The sequence below is a fragment of the Rhizobium sp. BK661 genome, assembly GCF_024808825.1.
Classification (GTDB): domain Bacteria; phylum Pseudomonadota; class Alphaproteobacteria; order Rhizobiales; family Rhizobiaceae; genus Rhizobium.
On sequence record NZ_JANTYT010000002.1, the window covers coordinates 386,353 to 406,190 of the forward strand.

The 19,838-nt window shown below is 60.5% G+C and carries 19 protein-coding genes and 1 tRNA gene; 12 read left to right on the top strand and 8 right to left on the bottom strand.

Going from position 1 to position 19,838, the window contains the following annotated elements:
- Positions 1 to 42 precede the first annotated feature (42 nt).
- Together rpmA and rplU are read right to left on the bottom strand one after the other, a co-directional pair.
- Complete coding sequence (gene rpmA / locus FHX16_RS08200; protein WP_018855954.1) at positions 43 to 312, bottom strand: 50S ribosomal protein L27; 270 nt, start codon at positions 310 to 312, stop codon at positions 43 to 45.
- 34 nt (positions 313 to 346) lie between these two features.
- On the bottom strand, positions 347 to 664 hold the full coding sequence (gene rplU / locus FHX16_RS08205) for a 50S ribosomal protein L21 (protein WP_007528566.1): 318 nt from the start codon (positions 662 to 664) through the stop codon (positions 347 to 349).
- 307 nt (positions 665 to 971) lie between these two features.
- On the opposite strand from rplU, the gene FHX16_RS08210 reads away from it, so the two are divergent.
- A tRNA-Ser gene (locus tag FHX16_RS08210) sits at positions 972 to 1,061 on the top strand.
- Between the two features lie 57 nt (positions 1,062 to 1,118).
- Here FHX16_RS08210 and FHX16_RS08215 read toward each other — a convergent pair.
- The 6 genes from FHX16_RS08215 to FHX16_RS08240 form a co-directional block, all read right to left on the bottom strand.
- A complete protein-coding gene (locus FHX16_RS08215; protein WP_259126937.1) occupies positions 1,119 to 1,886 on the bottom strand; it encodes a crotonase/enoyl-CoA hydratase family protein in 768 nt (255 codons plus the stop codon).
- The gene (locus FHX16_RS08220; RefSeq protein ID WP_183754991.1) at positions 1,886 to 2,773 is read right to left on the bottom strand and encodes a hydroxymethylglutaryl-CoA lyase; all 888 of its coding nucleotides are present in this window, start codon (positions 2,771 to 2,773) and stop codon (positions 1,886 to 1,888) included. The genes FHX16_RS08215 and FHX16_RS08220 overlap by 1 nt, the downstream gene beginning before the upstream one ends.
- Positions 2,770 to 4,755 (bottom strand): acetyl/propionyl/methylcrotonyl-CoA carboxylase subunit alpha, encoded by a 1,986-nt coding sequence (locus tag FHX16_RS08225; protein WP_259126939.1) that lies wholly within the window; start codon positions 4,753 to 4,755, stop codon positions 2,770 to 2,772. The genes FHX16_RS08220 and FHX16_RS08225 overlap by 4 nt, the downstream gene beginning before the upstream one ends.
- A 7-nt stretch (positions 4,756 to 4,762) precedes the next feature.
- On the bottom strand, positions 4,763 to 6,370 hold the full coding sequence (locus tag FHX16_RS08230; protein ID WP_183864355.1) for a carboxyl transferase domain-containing protein: 1,608 nt from the start codon (positions 6,368 to 6,370) through the stop codon (positions 4,763 to 4,765).
- Between the two features lie 35 nt (positions 6,371 to 6,405).
- Positions 6,406 to 7,569 (bottom strand): isovaleryl-CoA dehydrogenase, encoded by a 1,164-nt coding sequence (locus FHX16_RS08235; RefSeq protein ID WP_183864356.1) that lies wholly within the window; start codon positions 7,567 to 7,569, stop codon positions 6,406 to 6,408.
- 454 nt (positions 7,570 to 8,023) lie between these two features.
- Positions 8,024 to 8,338 carry a DUF6074 family protein gene (locus tag FHX16_RS08240; RefSeq protein WP_183754983.1) on the bottom strand — a complete coding sequence of 105 codons (315 nt, stop codon included), beginning with the start codon at positions 8,336 to 8,338 and terminating at the stop codon, positions 8,024 to 8,026.
- Positions 8,339 to 8,575: 237 nt separating this feature from the next.
- Between FHX16_RS08240 and FHX16_RS08245 the strand changes: the two genes are divergently transcribed.
- From FHX16_RS08245 to FHX16_RS08295, 11 genes are all read left to right on the top strand, one after another.
- Positions 8,576 to 9,220, top strand: coding sequence for a lysophospholipid acyltransferase family protein (locus FHX16_RS08245; RefSeq protein WP_183864429.1), 645 nt, complete (start codon positions 8,576 to 8,578; stop codon positions 9,218 to 9,220).
- Entirely contained in the window at positions 9,217 to 10,167 is a 951-nt protein-coding gene (locus FHX16_RS08250; RefSeq protein ID WP_183864357.1) for a phosphatidate cytidylyltransferase, read from the top strand. The genes FHX16_RS08245 and FHX16_RS08250 overlap by 4 nt, the downstream gene beginning before the upstream one ends.
- Positions 10,164 to 10,556 (top strand): hypothetical protein, encoded by a 393-nt coding sequence (locus FHX16_RS08255; protein ID WP_183864358.1) that lies wholly within the window; start codon positions 10,164 to 10,166, stop codon positions 10,554 to 10,556. Before FHX16_RS08250 ends, FHX16_RS08255 begins: the two co-directional genes overlap by 4 nt.
- Positions 10,553 to 11,197: a CDP-alcohol phosphatidyltransferase family protein gene (locus FHX16_RS08260; RefSeq protein WP_183864359.1), complete on the top strand. Its 645-nt coding sequence runs from the start codon at positions 10,553 to 10,555 to the stop codon at positions 11,195 to 11,197. Before FHX16_RS08255 ends, FHX16_RS08260 begins: the two co-directional genes overlap by 4 nt.
- 435 nt (positions 11,198 to 11,632) lie before the next feature.
- Positions 11,633 to 11,722 carry a K(+)-transporting ATPase subunit F gene (locus FHX16_RS08265; protein ID WP_183754975.1) on the top strand — a complete coding sequence of 30 codons (90 nt, stop codon included), beginning with the start codon at positions 11,633 to 11,635 and terminating at the stop codon, positions 11,720 to 11,722.
- 62 nt (positions 11,723 to 11,784) lie between these two features.
- Entirely contained in the window at positions 11,785 to 13,488 is a 1,704-nt protein-coding gene (kdpA, locus tag FHX16_RS08270) for a potassium-transporting ATPase subunit KdpA (RefSeq protein ID WP_183864360.1), read from the top strand.
- Positions 13,489 to 13,498: 10 nt separating this feature from the next.
- The gene (locus tag FHX16_RS08275) at positions 13,499 to 13,654 is read left to right on the top strand and encodes a hypothetical protein (protein WP_183754971.1); all 156 of its coding nucleotides are present in this window, start codon (positions 13,499 to 13,501) and stop codon (positions 13,652 to 13,654) included.
- 42 nt (positions 13,655 to 13,696) lie between these two features.
- The gene (kdpB, locus tag FHX16_RS08280; RefSeq protein WP_183864361.1) at positions 13,697 to 15,784 is read left to right on the top strand and encodes a potassium-transporting ATPase subunit KdpB; all 2,088 of its coding nucleotides are present in this window, start codon (positions 13,697 to 13,699) and stop codon (positions 15,782 to 15,784) included.
- Between the two features lie 12 nt (positions 15,785 to 15,796).
- Positions 15,797 to 16,366, top strand: a complete 570-nt coding sequence (gene kdpC, locus FHX16_RS08285; RefSeq protein WP_183864362.1) for a potassium-transporting ATPase subunit KdpC — start codon at positions 15,797 to 15,799, stop codon at positions 16,364 to 16,366.
- A gap of 62 nt (positions 16,367 to 16,428) precedes the next feature.
- Positions 16,429 to 19,137: a sensor histidine kinase KdpD gene (locus FHX16_RS08290; RefSeq protein ID WP_183864363.1), complete on the top strand. Its 2,709-nt coding sequence runs from the start codon at positions 16,429 to 16,431 to the stop codon at positions 19,135 to 19,137.
- The gene (locus tag FHX16_RS08295; protein ID WP_183864364.1) at positions 19,134 to 19,838 is read left to right on the top strand and encodes a response regulator transcription factor; all 705 of its coding nucleotides are present in this window, start codon (positions 19,134 to 19,136) and stop codon (positions 19,836 to 19,838) included. Before FHX16_RS08290 ends, FHX16_RS08295 begins: the two co-directional genes overlap by 4 nt.

Consider the following 19,838-nt stretch of genomic DNA (forward strand, 5'->3'; position numbering starts at 1 on the left):
GCCGGGTCGATGAGACGCCGGCTGTTTTAGAGCGCTACCGGCTTATTCCGCTGCTTCCGCTTTCGGCATTACAGACACGTACACGCGGCCATTGGCCTTCGTACGGTAGTTCACATTGCCGGCCGTAAGCGCAAAAATGGTGTGGTCCTTGCCGAGGCCGACATTGGCGCCCGGATGCCACTGCGTACCGCGCTGACGCACGATGATGTTGCCTGCGATGACGGTTTCGCCACCGAACTTCTTCACGCCAAGGCGCTTGGATTCGGAATCACGACCGTTGCGCGATGAACCGCCAGCTTTTTTGTGTGCCATTGGTGTTCTCCTTTAAACCTTAAGTCCCGTGATCTTACTTGGCAGCCACGATGTCCGTGATGCGGACAACGGTGTGATGCTGGCGATGGCCGCGCGAACGCTTCGAGTTCTGACGACGGCGCTTCTTGAAGGCGATGACCTTCTTGCCGCGGTTGTGCTCGACCACTTCGGCCTTGACGGAAGCGCCCTTAACGAAGGGAGCACCAATCGCAGCGTCGGCGCCTTCGCCGATTACGAGGACTTCGGTGAATTCAATTGCGTCGCCAGCGGTTGCTTCAAGCTTCTCGATGGTCAGCACGTCGTTTGCCGCCACACGGTACTGCTTACCGCCGGTCTTGATGACTGCGAACATTTTTTATCCTTTCATGTTCGTTCCGGCTCATACCCGCCCAACAAGCAGGTGGCCGTCTTTTTATCAGTCGAGGTTAAGCAGGGATTTCAGAGGCCTTAGCCCAGAACTCTCGCTGCCGGTGATCCACCCCGCGCGAACGCGAGACTGGTAAGGCGCAGACTTATCCACACCTATTGCGAAGCCGAGATACGCGAGGCCAAAAACACTGTCAAGGCAAAAGGATGAAAAGCTTTGAGATTTCGTCTTGCCAGCCCGTCATTCTCTCGCTATGTAGCCCACCGCGCCGAACGAGCGCCGACCAAACCGCGGAGAGGTGGCAGAGTGGTCGAATGCACCGCACTCGAAATGCGGCATACCTGCAAGGGTATCGTGGGTTCAAATCCCACCCTCTCCGCCATAAATCCCACACCCGGCTTGAGTCAGTCTTCCCCGGCAGTCGACGCCCGCTGGAATTCTATCGGCGTTTTTCGAAGAAGGCGGCAATGCCGGCTTGCGCCTCTTCTGTTTCCCACGTGTCGGCAAGTTGGGTAATCACGTTGTCGATGATCTCGTCTGTGATTGGCGTGGCAAGCGAACGTGCAAGGGCCTTGGCGCGCGCTGCGGCCTGCGGCGAAGCTGCGAGGAATTCGACGACTTCCTGATTGATGACCCATTCGAGATCACCTGGCGGCACGACGGAGGCAACAAGACCGATCGATTTGGCATGGGACGCGTCGAACGTTCGGCCGGAAGCAAAGAGGGACCGCGCCGCAGAACTGCCAATTCGCGCCACGACATAGGGGCTGATCGTTGCTGGAATCAGGCCAAGCCGAACTTCCGTCAGGCCAAAACGAGCGGTTTCTGAAGCAACCACGGCATCGCAGACGCTGATCAATCCGATCCCGCCGCCAAAGGCACTCCCGTGGACGCAGCCAACGAGTGGCTTCGGAACCTCGTTCAGCACCTTGAACATCATCGCTAGCCGCCGGGCTTCGGCGATTCTCTCCGCCCGGCTTGCTTGGAACTGGGCACTCATCCACTCCAGATCACCGCCTGCACAGAAGCTCTTACCCGCCCCTGCAAGTACGATGACGCGTACATTCCTATCCGATCCGAGAGCGTTTGCCGCTTCCGTCAGTTCGTCGATCATTCCGGCGGACATGGCATTATGTTTGTCTTCGCGGGCCAGCGTAAGCCGAGCAACACCGTGTTCGTCGATCGAAATCATCAGCGTTTCCGGCATTACCCTGCACTCCTGAGGCTCTGGGCAAAGCGCGCAGCCTCTTCCAGCTTTTGCGGCGAGAGCCCGGTTCGATAACCCTTGCGAGCAAGGAACTGGGCGACTTCCAATGTATCGACATTGCCCTTTGCGCCCGGTGCGTAGGGGCAACCGCCCAAGCCGCCGACTGAGGCGTCGAAAACCCGCAGCCCGTGCTTCAACGAAACCTCGATATTGTCGAGGGCCCAGCCATCGGTGTCGTGGAAATGACCGGCAAGCATCGTCGCCGGTGCAGACGAGAGGACCGTGACCAGCATCTGATCGACCTCTTCCGGCCGTCCTCTGCCGATCGTATCACCGAGGCTGATCTCGTAGCAGCCTAAAGAATGCAGGCTCTCGACGACGCGCGCCGCCGCATCGGGCGAAACCGTACCCTCATAGGGACACTCGACGACGCAGCTGACATAGCCGCGCATCGGGACGCCGCGCGCATGGCTTGCTTCGGCAACCGGCTTGAAGCGCTCGATGCTCTCGGCGATGGAACAGTTGATGTTCTTTTGCGAGAAGCTTTCCGAGGCGGACGCGAAGATCGCGACCTCGTCCGCGCCCGCCGCGATTGCCGCGTCGAACCCTTTCATATTCGGCGTCAGAACTGCGTAGCGAACACCTGGTCTCCGCTTAATGCCGGCCATGACTTCGGCCGCATCAGCAAGTTGCGGCACCCACTTCGGGCTGACGAAGCTTGTCGCCTCGATCCGCTCGAAACCACATTCCGAGATCATGTCGATCAGAGCAATTTTCGTGGCGGTCGGGATTAAATCCTTCTCGTTCTGCAACCCATCGCGTGGTGCCATCTCGACGATCGAGACATCCCGCGGCAGCAATGACGATTCTCCGGGCTGCACAATCACGTCTCCTCTACCCGAAGCGTCAGAAGCACCGCGCCTTCATCGACCTGCTGGCCTTCACTCACCTCGACTGCGTCCACCGTTCCGTCGCGGGCCGCAACGAGTGTGAGTTCCATTTTCATCGCTTCCATGACGACAAGCGCATCGCCCTTGGAGACCGCGGCTCCCGAACTCGTGCGCACGATTTTCACAAAGCCCGGCATCGGGGCGATCAGCCTGTTGCCATCCGCCACATCGCTCGCACTGAAATCGAGCGGGTTTCCGAGGTGGAACATATGGGTTCTGTGATCGACGCTGACCACCAAGTGATGCGCCGCCAGGCTCGCCTTGACCTGGACTTGCCGGCCGTCGATCTCAGCCCGGCATCCGTCCTCCTGCCGACTGACGATTTTCACCGGAATGACGCGCCGGCCGTCGTGTACCGCAAAGAAATCAAACCCCTTTGCGGCAACCCGTAGCGTTGAATGCCCCCCTTCGTAGGTCAGCGCGACGATGCGCTGCATTTCGCTCCAAAGCTGCCAGTGCCCAAGCGTCAGCCATGGATCGCCATCCGATGATTGCCTAAGCGCACCCAGCGACAGCACCGCTGCAAGAGCAACAACCGTGTCTGCAGGCGACTCGATTGCCGTCAGCAATTGAAGATCGCGATCGATCAGGCCGGTATCGGGATGGCCGGCGACGAATTCCGCCTGCGCACTCAACCTGGCCAGAAAGTCCAAATTGGTGGTGACGCCAACGACATGTGAACTCTGTAACGCATGGGTTAACCGCGACAGAGCGACATTGCGGTTTGGTCCATGCACAATCATCTTGGCGATCAGCGGATCGTAATGGGCGGAGACCGTATCGCCCGGACGGACTCCGGCATCGATCCGCGCCGTAACATCCGGAAAGTCCAAATGCCTGATCGTTCCCGTCGCGGGCAGGAACCCCTTGGCGGCATCCTCTGCGTAGATCCGGGCCTCGAAGGCCCAACCGTAGATCTCAAGCTCCGACTGCTTCTTCGGTAGGGGCTCGCCGGCAGCGACATGCAATTGCCACTCGACCAGGTCGACGCCGGTGATCGCTTCGGTGACAGCATGCTCGACCTGAAGGCGGGTATTCATCTCCATGAAGTAGAAGCGATCCGGCCAGAGGCCGTTCGATACGTCCGCGATGAATTCCACGGTGCCGGCCCCACGGTAGGAAATGGCACGCGCCGCACGTACGGCGGCGTCGCCCATCGCGCGCCGCATCTCCGGCGTCATCCCCGGTGCCGGCGCTTCTTCGATCACCTTCTGGTGGCGACGCTGTAGCGAGCAATCGCGCTCGAAAAGATGCACGACGTTTCCATGACGATCGCCGAAGATCTGAACTTCGATGTGGCGTGGGCGAATGAGATACCGCTCGATCAATACGGCATCGTCGCCGAAGGCTGCTTTCGCCTCCCGCCGTGCGGCCGCGAGTGCCTCGGGAAAATCCTCTTCACTATCGACGCGGCGCATGCCCTTGCCGCCACCGCCGGCCCGGGCCTTGATGAGCACGGGGTAACCGATCAGGGTCGCCTGATCGGCCAGAAAGCCGTCATTCTGCTCCTCGCCATGATAGCCGGGAACCACGGGCACGCCGGACTGGTCCATCAGCGCCTTTGCCGCGTCCTTCAGTCCCATGGCACGGATGGAGGACGGCTGCGGTCCAATGAAGACCATCCCCGCGGCCTCCACGGCTGCCGCAAAGTCGGCATTCTCGGACAGAAACCCATAACCGGGGTGAATGGCTTCGGCGCCGGTCCGCTCCGCTGCGGAAAGGATCCGTTCGATCGAGAGATAGCTTTCCTGTGCACTGGCCGGCCCAAGGCGAACCGCCTCGTCCGCCATCTCGACATGCAGTGCCCCAACATCGGCATCCGAATAGACCGCCACGGTGGCGATCCCCATGCGTCTGGCGGTCCGGATCACCCGGCAGGCAATCTCGCCACGGTTTGCGATGAGAATTTTCTGGAACATCGCTACCTCACATCCGGAACAGGCCGAAGCGCGTCTCTTCAATCGGCGCATTCAGCGCCGCAGACAGCGAGAGACCGAGCACATCGCGGCTCTTTGCCGGATCGATCACCCCGTCGTCCCAGAGCCGCGCCGACGCGTAGAGCGGATGGCTCTGCCGTTCGAAGAGATCGAGCACCGGCTGCTTGAAACTGCTCTCCTCCTCTGGCGACCAGGGCGTGCCGGCGCGGGAAAGCGCCTCTCCCCGCACAGTCGCGAGCACGCCTGCCGCCTGCTCTCCACCCATGACCGAGATGCGGCTGTTCGGCCATGTCCAGAGAAAGCGCGGCGAGAAGGCGCGACCCGCCATGCCGTAATTGCCCGCCCCAAAGGAACCGCCAACCAGCATCGTTACCTTCGGCACACCTGTTGTTGCGACGGCGGTAACGAGCTTCGCGCCATTCTTCGCAATGCCTTCGGTTTCGTATTTGCGGCCCACCATGAAGCCCGTGATGTTCTGCAGGAAGACCAGCGGTATCCTGCGCTGCGAGCAGAGTTCAACGAAATGAGCGCCCTTCAGGGCCGATTCCGAAAACAGCACCCCGTTATTGGCGACAATGCCCACCGGGATACCGTGGACATGGGCGAAGCCGCAGACCAACGTCGTCCCATAACGTGCCTTGAATTCATCGAAGCGCGAGCCGTCGACGATACGGGCAATGACCTCGCGCACGTCATAGGGCACGCGCAAGTCGGCCGGAACGATCCCTGCGATTTCCGCGGGATCGAACAATGGCGCCTCGACCGCTTGGCGCTCGACGCCACCCGCCTTGGATCGATTGAGGTTGGAGACAGCACGCCTCGCCAGCGCCAGCGCATGTCCGTCATCGCGCGCAAGATGGTCCGCTACACCGGAGAGCCTTGTGTGCACATCGCCGCCACCGAGATCCTCGGCCGAGACGACTTCACCGGTTGCTGCCTTGACCAGTGGCGGGCCGGCAAGAAAAATCGTTCCCTGCCCCTCGACGATGATCGCCTCGTCGGACATGGCCGGTACATAGGCACCGCCTGCCGTACACGAGCCCATGACGACGGCAATCTGCGGAACTCCTGCCGCCGACATATTGGCCTGATTGTAGAATATCCGGCCGAAATGATCGCGATCAGGGAACACCTCGTCCTGGTTCGGCAGGTTCGCGCCGCCGGAATCCACCAGGTAGATGCAAGGCAGATTGTTCTGAGCTGCAACTTCCTGCGCACGCAGGTGCTTCTTCACCGTCATCGGAAAGTAGGTGCCGCCTTTGACCGTCGCATCGTTGCAGACGATCATGCAATCGCGCCCTGAAACCCGGCCGATGCCGGTAATCAGGCCGGCACCGGGAGCCTCGTTGCCGTACATGCCGTGCGCTGCGGTCAACCCGATCTCGAGAAACGGTGTAGCCGGATCGAGCAGGGCTGCGATCCGATCGCGCGGTAGCATCTTGCCGCGGGCGACATGGCGCTCGCGCGCTGCAGGTCCGCCGCCATTTGCGGCGCTCACGGCCGCCTCTTCGATAGCGCGGATCGCTTCGGCCATTGCCGCGCGATTTGTCCTGAAGCTCTCCGAATTCGTCGAAATCTGCGACTTCAAAACCGTCATTGGTCACCAGCATGGTTGTCGGATGAACGTTCGGATCAGGCTGTTTCGGCAAAGAGCTCGCGGCCGATCAGCATGCGTCTGATTTCAGAGGTTCCGGCACCGATCTCATAGAGTTTGGCATCGCGAAGCAGGCGGGCGGCAGGATAGTCGTTCGTATAGCCATTGCCGCCAAGTGCCTGGATCGTTTCGAGGGCCAGAAGCGTTGCCTTCTCCGCGGCATAGAGGATGCAGCCGGCAGCATCCTTGCGTGTCGTCTCGCCGCGATCGCAAGCGGACGCCACCGCATAGACATAGGCGCGTGCCGTGTTCATGGTGACGTACATGTCGGCGAGCTTGCCCTGCATCAGCTGGAATTCGCCGATCGCCTGGCCGAATTGCTTTCGCTCATGAAGATAGGGCACGACGACATCCATGCACGCCGCCATGATGCCGATCGGCCCAGCGGAAAGGACGACGCGCTCATAGTCGAGCCCCGACATCAGAACGCGTGCCCCGCCACCGAGAGCACCAAGGACATTTGCCTCGGGAACCTCACACTCCTCGAAGATCAATTCGCAGGTATTGGAACCGCGCATGCCGAGCTTGTCGAGCTTCGGGCCGGTTGAAAAGCCCTTGAAGGCCTTCTCGACGAGGAAAGCGGTGATGCCGCGCGGTCCCGCATCGGGGTCTGTCTTCGCATAGACAACCAGCACATCCGCATCCGGGCCGTTGGTGATCCACATCTTGTTGCCATTGAGAACGTAGCTGTCGCCGCGCTTCTCCGCTCGAAGCTTCATCGAAACGACGTCCGACCCGGCACCCGGCTCCGACATGGCAAGCGCACCGACATGCTCGCCGGAAATAAGCTTCGGCAGATAGTTTGACTTCTGCGCTTCCGTTCCATTGCGGCTGATCTGGTTAACGCAGAGATTGGAGTGCGCGCCGTAGCTGAGCCCAACCGAAGCTGAAGCGCGGCTGATTTCCTCCATCGCAACGCAATGGGCCAAGTATCCTAAGCCGGCGCCGCCATAAGCCTCTTCGGCCGTAATCCCAAGCAGTCCCATGTTGCCCATCTCGCGCCAGAGCGGCGCTGGGAAACTGTTGCTGCTGTCAGTCTCGGCTGCCAGCGGCGCGATGCGCTCCGTCGCGAAACGCCGAACGCTGTCGCGGAGCGCCTCGATCTCGTCCGCCAGACCAAATCTCAAACCACCGGAATACATGCCTTCCCTCCCAAGTCCGGCGCGCGGTTACCGCAGCGTCCGGCATGCGTGTGTCGTTATTTTCCCGTCATTGTTTTCACGCGCGTATCTGGTCGGCAGCTCCTCCACTGCCGGTCGGCCCTATAAATTTCGTTGAAGAACGCAAAAATGGCAAGCATTTCCGATCGGCCAGACAATTCTGACCGCCAGCTTGCTCCCGCGAATATCCGATAGATCTGCCGCCGGCATATGCCCTTCCTCCCGAGATAGGCAACGACCTGAATACGCGCAGGATCTGTACAGATTCGCGCGAGAACGAAGGGATGCTAGCACCGGGCGCGCGGAATTTCTGAACCAAGACGGTTCATCTCGCGCATAATTTGGAAAGATTTTGTCGTCGGGACGACGCGTTCAACCGCAAGGGTTGTCCGACAAAGCGGCAGCCCAAATGCGGCTGGAACCGATCGTGATGCGGTCAGCGCTTGATGGCGCGGCCACTGCGGCTTTCGGCAATTGCCCGCACTTGATGCCGGCGAACCAGCTCAGCCTGGACCTCGGCTTGGAATGTCATGACCTGGTTACGGACCTCGTCGTCGGAGCAGCCAAACGACGTCAGCTCAGCGGCGAGCCGGCGGCACTCGGTCTTCCAGAAGGTGACTGCTTCCTCGCCATGGCGGCGATCCAGTTCGGCCGCGCACCGTTCGATGTCACCGGCGCGCGAAGCGACCGGGAAAAGCACGATCTCGCTCGTCGTCATTGCTTGCAGAGTTTTGTTTGACTGTACTGTCATCGACTCATTCCGTTGCGTCCGACTCATTCCTAGCTGACCATGGTTAACGCTTTCCTTTTCATACTCGACAAAGTCACCCGTTCGGTTCGTCGCACATCATGCCAGCTCCAGTTGAAGGGTGGATATGGGAGTATTAAGCCCCCAATCACTTCCGCCATAGGCAGGACTTCCGGATAGCCAAAAATGTCGCTAGGTTTTGCAGACTGCTTTGTCGGTGCAGCGGGGGGCTGGAAATCGGTGAGGAGGATAATCGCGAAGCCTGTCGCGGCGGCCATCGTGGTATTCGCGCGTGCAATAACGGCCGTACGCGCCATCTGGTCGAATGACGGTATTCCCGACGGACAGTGTGTTTATTTCGCCAACCACTCCAGTCATGGCGATTTCATTCTTGTCTGGACCGTCCTGCCGCCAAGCTTGCGGCGGCGAACACGCCCCGTTGCCGGCGCGGAGTATTGGCTAAAGTCGTCGTTCAACCGCTTCATCGGCCGCGATGTCTTTGACGCTGTGCTTATCGAGCGGGATCGCGAGAGGCGCACACGTGATCCGATTGAAGTCATGGCGGAGGTCATTGATTCCGGCGCGTCGTTGATTCTCTTTCCCGAAGGCACACGCAACCAGACGGATGCGCAGCTATTGCCGTTCAAAAGCGGTCTTTTCCATCTTGCCTCGGCCCGACCGGACATTCAGCTCGTGCCGGTCTGGATCAACAATCTCAATCGCGTCATGCCCAAGGGTGAGATTGTCCCGATCCCCTTGATCTGCACGGTGACCTTCGGCAACGCCATACAACTTGAAGCCGGCGAGAATAAAGAGACCTTCCTGGGCAGGGCGCGTACGGCACTGCTCGATCTGTCACCAACGCACCCAGGCGGCAAAGAATGAACGCAGCGAACTCCGATCTGTGGACGCTCGTCCTCGGCATTTTCACGCTCCTCATCGTTTCCTCGACCATCGGCTACCTGTTGCAGCGGCGACTGCCGGCCGGTCAGTCGAATGCCGCGATCGAGAATCTGAATGCACGCATCAAGGCGTGGTGGATCATGGTCATCCTGATAGGCCTCGCCTTTCTTGCCGGTAGGATTGGCGTGCTGCTGCTGTTTGGCTTTTGCTCTTTCGCGGCGCTACGCGAGTTCATCACCCTGACCGACACCAAGCGCGCCGACCACTGGGCCCTCGCGGCCGCTTTCTTCATCGTCCTACCGCTTCAGTATTGGCTGTTGTGGGAGAGACAATACGGCATCTTCTCGATCTTCATCCCGGTCTACGCATTCCTTTTGATGCCGATCATCTCCGTCCTGCGTGGCGATACCGAACGCTTCCTCATCCGCATCGCCGAAGTTCAATGGGCGTTGATGATCTGCGTTTTCTGCGCCTCCCACGTTCCGGCGCTGCTGACCTTGACGATCCCGGGCTACGAAGGGCGCAACGTTCTTCTGATCGCCTTCCTGGTGATCATCGTGCAGCTCAGCGATGTCCTGCAATATGTCTGGGGCAAGCTGTTCGGCCGAACGAAGATCGCGCCAAGCCTGTCCCCTTCGAAGACCGTGGAAGGCTTTGTCGGCGGCGTGGCCAGCGCCACATTGATCGGTGCTGCCTTGTGGTGGATTACGCCATTTACGCCATTTCAAGCCGGGGTCATGGCTTTCGTTATCACGATGATGGGGTTCTTCGGCGGCCTCGTCATGTCAGCCATCAAGCGAGATCGCGGCGTCAAGGATTGGGGCCACCTGATCGAAGGTCATGGCGGATTGATCGACCGGCTCGACTCCGTGGTCTTTTCCGCACCGATCTTCTTTCACATCGTTCGCTACTGGTGGTCGACCACATGATGGCGTTGGCACGTCGCCTGGCCCAAAGCAGTGTGACTCACGTACTCTTCGCATTCGTCGCCATGGGCGGCTGGGCGGTCCTCGCCAACGGTAACCATCCGCTGCAACAGGCCCTGCTGGCCGGCTTTGTACAAGGCGGACTCTCAGCCTGTCTTACCTTGTTTCTCAAGACCGTGATCGAGTGGCTCTCGAAGCAGTTTAAGGGGCGCGCCAGGCTCTGGGCGCCGCCATTGATTGCATGCCTCGCCTCGACTGGCGTGCTGATCTCGATCCATGCCTTGAGCGGCACGCCGGAAATCCTGAAGACCATAGCGGTGCCACTGGCCGTTTCGACGAGCTATGCGGCCATCTACAACTACTTTCTCTACCAAAAGGGGATTGGGGCATGACGGAAACGGGCGATCGGCGGCCGCTGGCAAGCAGAGACACGCAATGGGCAAAGCGCATTGCGCAGTGGCTAGCGTCACGGTCGATCATGCCGAACCAGATTTCGCAGGCGAGCATGATCGCGGCGGCGCTGGCCGGCGGCTCCTTTTGCCTTGCCGGATTTGAGATCGGATGGATCCGGGTCGTCGTCCTCGTTCTCGCGGCCGCCTTCTGCCAATTACGGCTGCTGTGCAACCTCTTCGATGGCATGGTTGCCGTCGAAGGCGGCAAAGGCGCTTCTGACGGACCATTCTGGAACGAATTCCCGGACCGCATCGCCGATATCATGATCCTGGTCGGCGTGGGGTATGGCGTTGGATCCCCTGGCCTCGGTTGGGCAGCAGCCGCCTTTGCGGTGTTGACCGCCTATGTTCGCGAGCTCGGACGAGCAACGGGGACGCCGAGCGACTTCTCAGGCCCGATGGCAAAGCAGCACCGAATGGCGACGATTACGGCCGCGGCGGTTCTCTCTATCCTCGAGCCGCTGTGGAACGGGCACAATCAAGTCTTGCAGGCAGGCCTCTGGCTGATCGCGATCGGCGCCGCCTTCACAGCATTGCGGCGAGGCAGAAATATCGTTCGAAGCCTGAAGGCTGGTCGCTGATGAGATCTGCTCATTCGTCTTCAAGCGTACCGAAAAGCCGGAAAGTGCGCTTTGCAGCCGTGCGGCCGGGCAATAGAACAACGGCGCCGCTTCTTCTTTTCCCCGAAGCGGCCTAGGACTAGCCTCGCTTCGGCGAGGCATTTTTCTTTCCCGTATTTATAAGATTTTTATATCCGCGGCCCGCCGCCAATCTCGAACGCTTATCCGCTTCAGCCGCATATTAATGTCCGAGAGATCCAAGGGATCATCTCCACGCCAGAAAGCATGAAAGGTGCCATCCGGTGGGTGGCGCCCTTTGTCTTGTCTGACTCCAGAAGAACAACAGGAGTCAAGATCGATGATGGACATAGTTCTACTCGCCACAGCAATCGTATTTTTCGCTCTGTGCTTTGCCTACACCAAAGCCTGCGACCGGCTCTGACCGGAGGAAGCGCCATGATCCTCGACTATATTCTCAGCGGTGCCGTCACCGTGTTCCTCACGGTATACCTCACCTACGCTCTCATTCGCCCCGAACGCTTCTAGCATCGCGTGCCTCTCCCATCGCGCAACAGGTGGAACCAATCGGGTATTGAAAGTTACCTCCCATGACCCTCAACGGATGGCTTCAGATTCTGCTGTTCTGCGGAATCCTCATCGTGCTCGTCAAACCGCTCGGCGGTTACATGACGCGCGTCTTCAATGGCGAACGCACGTTTCTCTCACCGGTCCTCGTTCCAATAGAGCGGGGACTTTACGCGCTGGCCGGCACCAGCGAACGCGAAGAACAGCATTGGACGTCGTACGCCTTCGCCATGCTGATGTTCAACCTGCTCGGCACGCTCGTCCTCTATGCGCTGCTGCGCATGCAGGACGTCTTGCCGCTGAATCCAGCTGGAATGGCTGCCGTCGGCCCCGAACTCTCTTTCAACACTGCAACAAGCTTCGTCGCCAATACCAACTGGCAGAACTACGGCGGCGAAAGCACGATGTCCTATCTCACGCAGATGGCGGGCCTGACCGTGCAGAACTTCGTATCTGCGGCCACCGGCATGGCGATCGCCATCGGCCTGATCCGCGCATTTTCGCGCGCATCCGGCAAGGTAATCGGCAATTTCTGGGTCGACATGGTACGTAGCACACTCTACGTCCTCCTGCCGATCTGCATCGTGCTGACGCTGGTCTATGTCTATCTTGGCGTGCCGCAAACCCTCGGTCCCTATGTCGACGCGATGACCCTCGAGGGCGCCAAGCAGACGATCGCTCTCGGCCCTGTCGCCTCGCAGCTTGCCATCAAGATGCTCGGCACCAACGGCGGCGGCTTCTTCAACGTCAACTCGGCGCATCCGTTCGAGAACCCCGACAACATCTCGAACATGATCCAGATGGTATCGATCTTCGCAATCGGCGCCGCCTTCACCAACGTCTTCGGCCGCATGGTCGGCAACCAGCGCCAGGGCTGGGCGATCCTCGCCACCATGGGCATCCTGTTCATCGCCGGCGTGGCTGTTACCTACTGGGCAGAAGCCGCCGGCAATCCGCTGATGCATGCCTTTGGCCTGCAAGGCGGCAACATGGAAGGCAAGGAAGTTCGCTTCGGCGTCGCCATATCCTCGCTCTTCGCGGTCATAACGACGGCTGCCTCATGCGGTGCGGTTAACGCGATGCACGGCAGCTTCACTGCGCTCGGCGGCTTGATCCCGCTCATCAACATGCAGCTTGGCGAAGTCATCGTCGGCGGCGTTGGGGCTGGCTTCTACGGCATCCTGCTCTTCATCATCATCGCGATCTTCGTGGCTGGCCTGATGGTCGGCCGTACGCCGGAATATCTTGGCAAGAAGATCGAAGCCAAGGAGATGAAGATGGCGGTGCTTGCCATCCTTTGCCTGCCGCTCGCCATGCTTGTCTTCACCGCGATATCGAGCGTTTTGCCGTCGGCCGTTGCCTCGATCGGCACGGCAGGTCCGCACGGCTTCTCGGAGATTCTGTATGCCTATACCTCGGCCGCCGCCAACAACGGCTCGGCCTTCGGCGGGCTGACCGGCAACACACCTTGGTACAACATCACGCTCGGCCTCGGCATGCTGATGGGCCGCTTCCTTGTAATCGTCCCGGCGCTCGCAATCGCCGGCTCCCTGGTCGCCAAGAAGACCGTCCCCGCCTCGGCAGGCACGTTTCCGACAGATGGCTTGCTCTTCGTGGGCCTTCTGACCGGCACGATCCTGATCGTCGGCGGCCTGACCTTCTTCCCGGCGCTGGCGCTTGGCCCGGTCGTCGAGCACCTGGTCATGATCGCCGGCCAGACCTTCTGAGGTGGACGCAATGATCCTTCGTCACAAGCTTCGCAAATCCTTCAACGCACGTCCCGGTTCGCCGGGACGTGACAGCCAGCGCATGACCCGCGCCTCCGACATCATTCTGGTGATGCTCGCCGGGCTCCTCGTCATCGTCGCGGTTTTTCGGATCCTACACGGCTGATCGCCACAACGGTCGCCTTACTCTTTCAAGCTGGAGTCTCTTATGAGCCAGGCAAAATCAGCGAGCATCATGGATTCTCGCATTCTCATTCCGGCCGTGGGCGCCGCCTTCAAGAAGCTGAACCCACGCACCCTTGCCAAAAATCCCGTGATGTTCGTCGTGGCGACGGTTTCGGCGCTAACGACGATCCTGTTCGTCCGCGATCTCGTCAGCGGCGGCGGAAATCTCGGCTTCTCGTTCCAGATCAACCTCTGGCTCTGGTTCACCGTGCTTTTTGCCAACTTCGCCGAAGCCGTCGCCGAGGGCCGCGGTAAGGCACAGGCGGACTCTCTGCGCAAGGCCCGCACCGAAACCCAGGCAAAGCTCCTGACGGCCAATAACGGCACCGGCTATCGCCTGGTCCCGGGCACGAGCCTGAAGGTGGGCGACCTCGTCCTCGTCGAGGCTGGCGATATCATTCCCTCTGATGGCGAAGTCATCGAGGGTGTCGCATCCGTCAACGAAGCTGCCATCACCGGCGAATCGGCTCCGGTCATTCGCGAGTCCGGCGGCGACCGTTCGGCCGTTACCGGTGGCACACAGGTGTTGTCGGATTGGATTCGTGTCCGTATCAGCGCTGCGGCGGGCCATACCTTCCTCGATCGCATGATTTCGCTCGTCGAAGGCGCGGAACGTCAGAAAACCCCCAATGAGATCGCGCTCAACATTTTGCTCGCGGGCATGACGCTGATCTTCGTTCTGGCCACCGCCACGATCCCGAGCTTTGCAAGCTACGCTGGCGGCTCTATTCCGATCATCATCCTCGTCGCTCTCTTCGTGACCCTGATCCCGACCACAATCGGCGCCCTTCTCTCGGCGATCGGCATTGCCGGCATGGACCGTCTCGTGCGCTTCAACGTACTTGCCATGTCCGGCCGTGCCGTCGAAGCAGCCGGTGACGTCGACACACTGCTGCTTGACAAGACCGGAACGATCACTCTCGGCAACCGCCAGGCGACAACATTCCGCCCGGTCCGCGGCGTCACCGAACAGGACCTCGCCGATGCGGCGCAGCTTGCTTCGCTGGCCGACGAAACACCGGAAGGCCGCTCGATCGTCGTGCTCGCCAAGGAAAAGTACGGTATCCGCGGTCGCGATATGACGAGCCTGAAGGCGACCTTCGTGCCCTTTACTGCCCAGACGCGCATGAGCGGCGTCGATGTCGAGGGCTCGTCCATCCGCAAAGGCGCGGTGGATGCCGTGCTTGCCTACGTGGGCGCCGCACCAGCGCCGGTTTCCGGCAATGCGGCCGTCGCCATTCGCAGCAACCCCGAGGTCGTGCGGGAACTGCAGGCAATCGCCGATGAGATCGCCAAGCAAGGCGGCACCCCGCTGGCTGTTGCTCGCGACGGACGCCTTCTCGGCATCGTCCAGCTGAAGGACATCGTCAAGGGCGGGATTCGCGAGCGCTTCACCGAATTGCGGCGGATGGGCATCCGCACGGTGATGATCACCGGTGACAATCCCATGACTGCTGCCGCTATTGCCGCTGAGGCAGGCGTCGACGACTTCCTTGCCCAAGCCACGCCTGAGAACAAGCTGTCGCTGATCCGCGAGGAGCAGGCCAAGGGCAAGCTGGTCGCAATGTGCGGCGATGGCACGAACGATGCCCCTGCCCTTGCCCAGGCCGACGTCGGCGTTGCCATGAACACCGGCACGGTCGCGGCCCGCGAAGCCGGCAACATGGTCGACCTCGACAGCGATCCGACCAAGCTCATCGAAATCGTCGAAATCGGCAAACAGCTGCTGATGACGCGCGGTGCGCTGACGACCTTCTCCATCGCCAACGACATCGCCAAGTACTTCGCAATCATTCCGGCGATGTTCCTGGCCTTCTACCCGCAGCTTGGTGTGCTGAACATCATGGGCCTCGCCACGCCGCAAAGCGCCATCCTGTCGGCGATCATCTTCAACGCGCTGATCATCGTCGCGCTGATCCCGCTCTCGCTCAAAGGCGTGAAATATCGCGCGATCGGCGCCGGCGCGCTGTTGTCCCGCAACCTGCTTATCTACGGTGTCGGCGGCATCATCGTCCCCTTCATCGGCATCAAGGCGATCGACATGGTCATTACGGCCATCGGTCTCGCCTAAGGAGTTGACATCATGTTGAAAGAACTTCGTCCGGCAATCGTCATGATCATTGCCACCACAGCAATCACTGGCCTGCTTTACCCGCTCGCCATGACCGGCGCCGCGCAGGCACTCTTCCCGGCGCAAGCAAATGGCAGCCTGATCGAAAAGGACGGCAAGGTGATCGGATCAACACTGATCGGCCAGGCGTTCACCAGCGACAAATATTTCCACGGCCGTCCCTCGGCCGCAGGCGATGGATACAACGCCGCCGCGTCTTCGGGCTCGAACCTTGGCCCGACGAGCCAGAAGCTGCTTGATCGCGTAAAGACTGACTACGAGGCGGCAAAAGCGACCAACCCGAATGCGGAGGTTCCGATCGATCTCGTGACCGCCTCCGGCAGCGGCCTCGATCCGCACATCTCGCCGGAAGCCGCCTACTTCCAGATACCACGCGTCGCCAAGGCACGTGGGATCGATGAGAGCAAGCTCAAGACGATTGTCGATGCCGCCGTCGAGCACCCTGAACTAGGGATTCTCGGCGAAGCGACCGTCAATGTGCTGGCATTGAACCAGTCCCTTGATGCTTCTATGTCTGAGTAAGGTCAAAAGCCCCGGGCGCCTATGTGCACCCGGGGCTTGCTCGTCAAGGAAAGATAAAACGCATGCCGGAAGACAACCGCGACACGGTTGGAAGGCCCTCGCCCGATGCGCTGCTCGAGAAAGCGCGTCAGGAGACCCGCGGCCGACTGAAGATCTTCCTCGGCGCCGCGCCCGGCGTAGGCAAGACTTATGAGATGCTGGAATCGGGCCGCGCCAAGATGTCCGATGGCGTCGACGTGGTCATCGGCATCGTCGAGACTCACGGACGCAAGGAAACGCAGGCGCTCGTCAACGGCTTCGAAGTCATTCCCCGCGTCAAGATTGACTACAAGGGGCGTCCTCTCGAGGAAATGGATATCGATGCTATTCTTGCGCGCAGACCCTCTCTTGTTCTGGTCGACGAACTCGCCCATACCAACGCCGAAGGCAGTCGGCATCCGAAACGCTATCTCGACGTCAAGGAGCTGCTCGATCGCGGCATCGACGTCTATACGACGCTGAACATCCAACACGTTGAAAGCCTGAATGACGTCGTCTCGCAGATCACGCGCATCCGCGTACGCGAGACAGTGCCAGACTCTGTCATCGATATGGCCGATGACGTCGAGATCATCGATCTCACGCCGGAAGACCTGATCAAGCGGCTGCACGACGGCAAGGTCTATGTCCCAAAGACCGCCGAAAAAGCCCTCACGAATTATTTCACCGCCGGAAACCTCACCGCGCTCCGCGAACTCGCGTTGCGCAAAACCGCACAGCGCGTGGACGACCAGCTTCTGACCCACATGCAGGCACACGCCATCGCTGGCCCTTGGGCCGCCGGCGAAAGGGTGCTTGTATCCATCGATCAGCATGCGCGCTCAGCTTCGCTGGTACGCTACGCGTCCCGAATGGCCTCCCGGCTGCGCGCACCGTGGGCGGCCGTCTATATCGAGACCAATCAATCGATCAGCCTGACCGAGGCCGACCGCGACACGATTGCGGCAACGCTGCGCCTAGCCGAACAGCTCGGCGGCGAGGCCCTCACCATTCCCGGTCGCGAGGTGTCGGAAGAGCTGGTCCGTCACGCCGCCGCCAACAATGTGACTCACATCGTCATCGGCGCTCCAAGCAAGCCGACCTGGCGGGACTGGCTTCACCGCTCCATTGCCGACGATCTGATCCGAACATCGGGCAACATCAGCGTCCACGTCATTTCCGGCAGCGAGAAGGATGGAACGTCTGCACGCGGTGTGAAAGCCGCTCCGTCGTCCCCTGCCTTCAATATCCAGCCATACGTCTCCGCCACAGCCTATGTGGCGATCGCGCTCATCGCAGGCGTTGTGCTTGATCAGGTTCTTGACGTCCGCAACCTTGCCCTCGTGTTCCTGATGGCAGTCCTCACCGCGGCCGTCATTCACGGGCTACGTCCGGCGCTCTACACCTGCGTCCTCAGCGCGCTATCCTTCAATTTCTTCTTCCTGCCGCCCCGTTATACGCTGACGATCAATGATCCGGAAAGCGTGCTGGCGTTGTTCTTCTTCCTGGGCGTTGCCGTTATCGCGAGCAATCTGACGGCAACGGTTCAACGCCAGGCCGCGGCTGCCCGACAGCGCGCCAGAACGACGGAAGACCTCTACCTCTTCTCGAAGAAGCTGGCCGGCACCGGCACACTGGACGACGTTCTCTGGGCCACGGCATTCCAGCTCGCCTCGATGCTCAAGGTCCGAGTCGTTCTGCTGCTGCCGGAAGGAGGCACCATTGCCGTCAAAGCCGGCTACCCGCCGGACGACACCCTCGATGAGGCAGATATTGCCGCCGCCCGGTGGGCGTGGGAGCACAACCACGCCGCCGGCCGCGGTGCAGACACTCTGCCCGGTGCCAAGCGTCTCTACGTGCCGCTGCGAACCGGACGCGCGGCCGTCGGCGTGATCGGCCTGGACAATGACCGGCGAGACGGGCCGTTGCTGACACCTGAGCAACAGCGTCTTCTCGACGCGCTGGCGGACCAGGCCGCTCTTGCGATTGAACGCATTCAACTCGTGGCAGACGTTGATCGCGCAAAACTCGCCGCCGAAGCCGATCGCTTGCGCTCGGCCCTCCTGACGTCGATCTCACACGACCTGAAGACACCGCTGGCCGCGATCCTTGGCGCGGCAGGCACGTTGCGTGATTATCTCGATTCCATGCCTCCGGAAGATCGTGTCGATCTTCTGTCGACCGTCATCGATGAATCGGAACGGCTGAACCGCTTTATCGCCAACCTCCTCGACATGACGAAAATCGAATCCGGCGCAATGGAACCGAACTACGCGCTGCACTATCCCGGCGACATTGCCGGAAGCGCCCTGCGCCGTGCCGAGAAAATTCTCGCACACCACCAGACGGCGATAAGAATACCCGCCGACCTGCCTATGGTCCGCGTTGATCCCGTGCTGTTCGAGCAGGTACTTTTCAACCTGTTCGACAATGCTGCCAAATATGCCCCGGAAGGGTCATCGATCCGCATTGAAGCCTGGGCCGACGCATACAGTGTCATGATTCAGGTCTTGGACGAGGGGCCGGGTATTCCGCCGGCAGACGTGGATCGGGTCTTCGATACTTTCTATCGCGTGCGCAAAGGCGACCAGGTTCGCGCCGGAACCGGCCTCGGCTTGTCCATCTGTCGAGGTTTTGTCGAGGCCATGGGCGGCACGATAACGGCCGGAAACCGGAACGATCGCTCTGGCGCCGTCTTCACAATCCGTCTTCCGAGACCAACTGAAATTCCGAAATTGGATGAGCTCAAATGACCGGTTCAGCCGTAAAAATTCTCGTCGTCGACGACGAACCCCCGATCCGCAAGCTGCTTCGCGTCGGTTTAACCGCACAGGGTTACGAAGTGAACGAGGCGCCGAACGGCGCGACGGCCCTGCAATCGGCAAAAGACGATCCGCCGGATCTGATTGTGCTCGACCTTGGTCTGCCAGACAAATCGGGCCACGAACTATTGCAGGAATGGCGAGACGCGGGCCTCACCCTGCCAATCGTCATCCTTTCCAGCCGCACAGATGAAACCGGCATCGTCAATGCCCTCGAAGCGGGTGCAGATGATTATCTGACGAAGCCGTTTGGCATGAACGAACTCGGCGCCCGGCTACGCGTCGCCTTGCGCCACCGTCTACAACAGCAGGGTGAGCGGGCGATCTTCCAGGCCGGCGGCCTGTCCATCGATCTCGTCAAGCGCATCGTCAAGATCGACGGCCGGGAAATCAAACTCTCGCCGAAGGAATACGACATCCTGAGGGTCCTTGCCCAGCATGCCGGAAAGGTCCTGACGCACCAGTTCCTGCTGAAGCAGATCTGGGGGCCCGCCGCCGATGTCCAGTATCTGCGCGTCTACGTTCGCCAGCTGCGCCAGAAGATCGAACAGAGCCCTGATCAGCCACAATACATCACGACGGAAACCGGTGTCGGATACAGGTTGAAAGAAGCCGATCCGCCGCCGGCCTAA

Excerpts from the sequence above, each read along its gene's own strand:
- rpmA (WP_018855954.1), bottom strand. The coding sequence starts at position 312 with ATGGCACACAAAAAAGCTGGCGGTTCATCGCGCAACGGTCGTGATTCC.
- rplU (WP_007528566.1), bottom strand. The coding sequence starts at position 664 with ATGTTCGCAGTCATCAAGACCGGCGGTAAGCAGTACCGTGTGGCGGCA.
- FHX16_RS08215 (WP_259126937.1), bottom strand. The coding sequence starts at position 1,886 with ATGCCGGAAACGCTGATGATTTCGATCGACGAACACGGTGTTGCTCGG.
- FHX16_RS08225 (WP_259126939.1), bottom strand. The coding sequence starts at position 4,755 with ATGTTCCAGAAAATTCTCATCGCAAACCGTGGCGAGATTGCCTGCCGG.
- FHX16_RS08230 (WP_183864355.1), bottom strand. The coding sequence starts at position 6,370 with ATGACGGTTTTGAAGTCGCAGATTTCGACGAATTCGGAGAGCTTCAGG.
- FHX16_RS08235 (WP_183864356.1), bottom strand. The coding sequence starts at position 7,569 with ATGTATTCCGGTGGTTTGAGATTTGGTCTGGCGGACGAGATCGAGGCG.
- FHX16_RS08240 (WP_183754983.1), bottom strand. The coding sequence starts at position 8,338 with ATGACAGTACAGTCAAACAAAACTCTGCAAGCAATGACGACGAGCGAG.
- FHX16_RS08250 (WP_183864357.1), top strand. The coding sequence starts at position 9,217 with ATGAACGCAGCGAACTCCGATCTGTGGACGCTCGTCCTCGGCATTTTC.
- FHX16_RS08255 (WP_183864358.1), top strand. The coding sequence starts at position 10,164 with ATGATGGCGTTGGCACGTCGCCTGGCCCAAAGCAGTGTGACTCACGTA.
- FHX16_RS08260 (WP_183864359.1), top strand. The coding sequence starts at position 10,553 with ATGACGGAAACGGGCGATCGGCGGCCGCTGGCAAGCAGAGACACGCAA.
- FHX16_RS08265 (WP_183754975.1), top strand. The coding sequence starts at position 11,633 with ATGATCCTCGACTATATTCTCAGCGGTGCCGTCACCGTGTTCCTCACG.
- kdpA (WP_183864360.1), top strand. The coding sequence starts at position 11,785 with ATGACCCTCAACGGATGGCTTCAGATTCTGCTGTTCTGCGGAATCCTC.
- FHX16_RS08275 (WP_183754971.1), top strand. The coding sequence starts at position 13,499 with ATGATCCTTCGTCACAAGCTTCGCAAATCCTTCAACGCACGTCCCGGT.
- kdpB (WP_183864361.1), top strand. The coding sequence starts at position 13,697 with ATGAGCCAGGCAAAATCAGCGAGCATCATGGATTCTCGCATTCTCATT.
- kdpC (WP_183864362.1), top strand. The coding sequence starts at position 15,797 with ATGTTGAAAGAACTTCGTCCGGCAATCGTCATGATCATTGCCACCACA.
- FHX16_RS08290 (WP_183864363.1), top strand. The coding sequence starts at position 16,429 with ATGCCGGAAGACAACCGCGACACGGTTGGAAGGCCCTCGCCCGATGCG.
- FHX16_RS08295 (WP_183864364.1), top strand. The coding sequence starts at position 19,134 with ATGACCGGTTCAGCCGTAAAAATTCTCGTCGTCGACGACGAACCCCCG.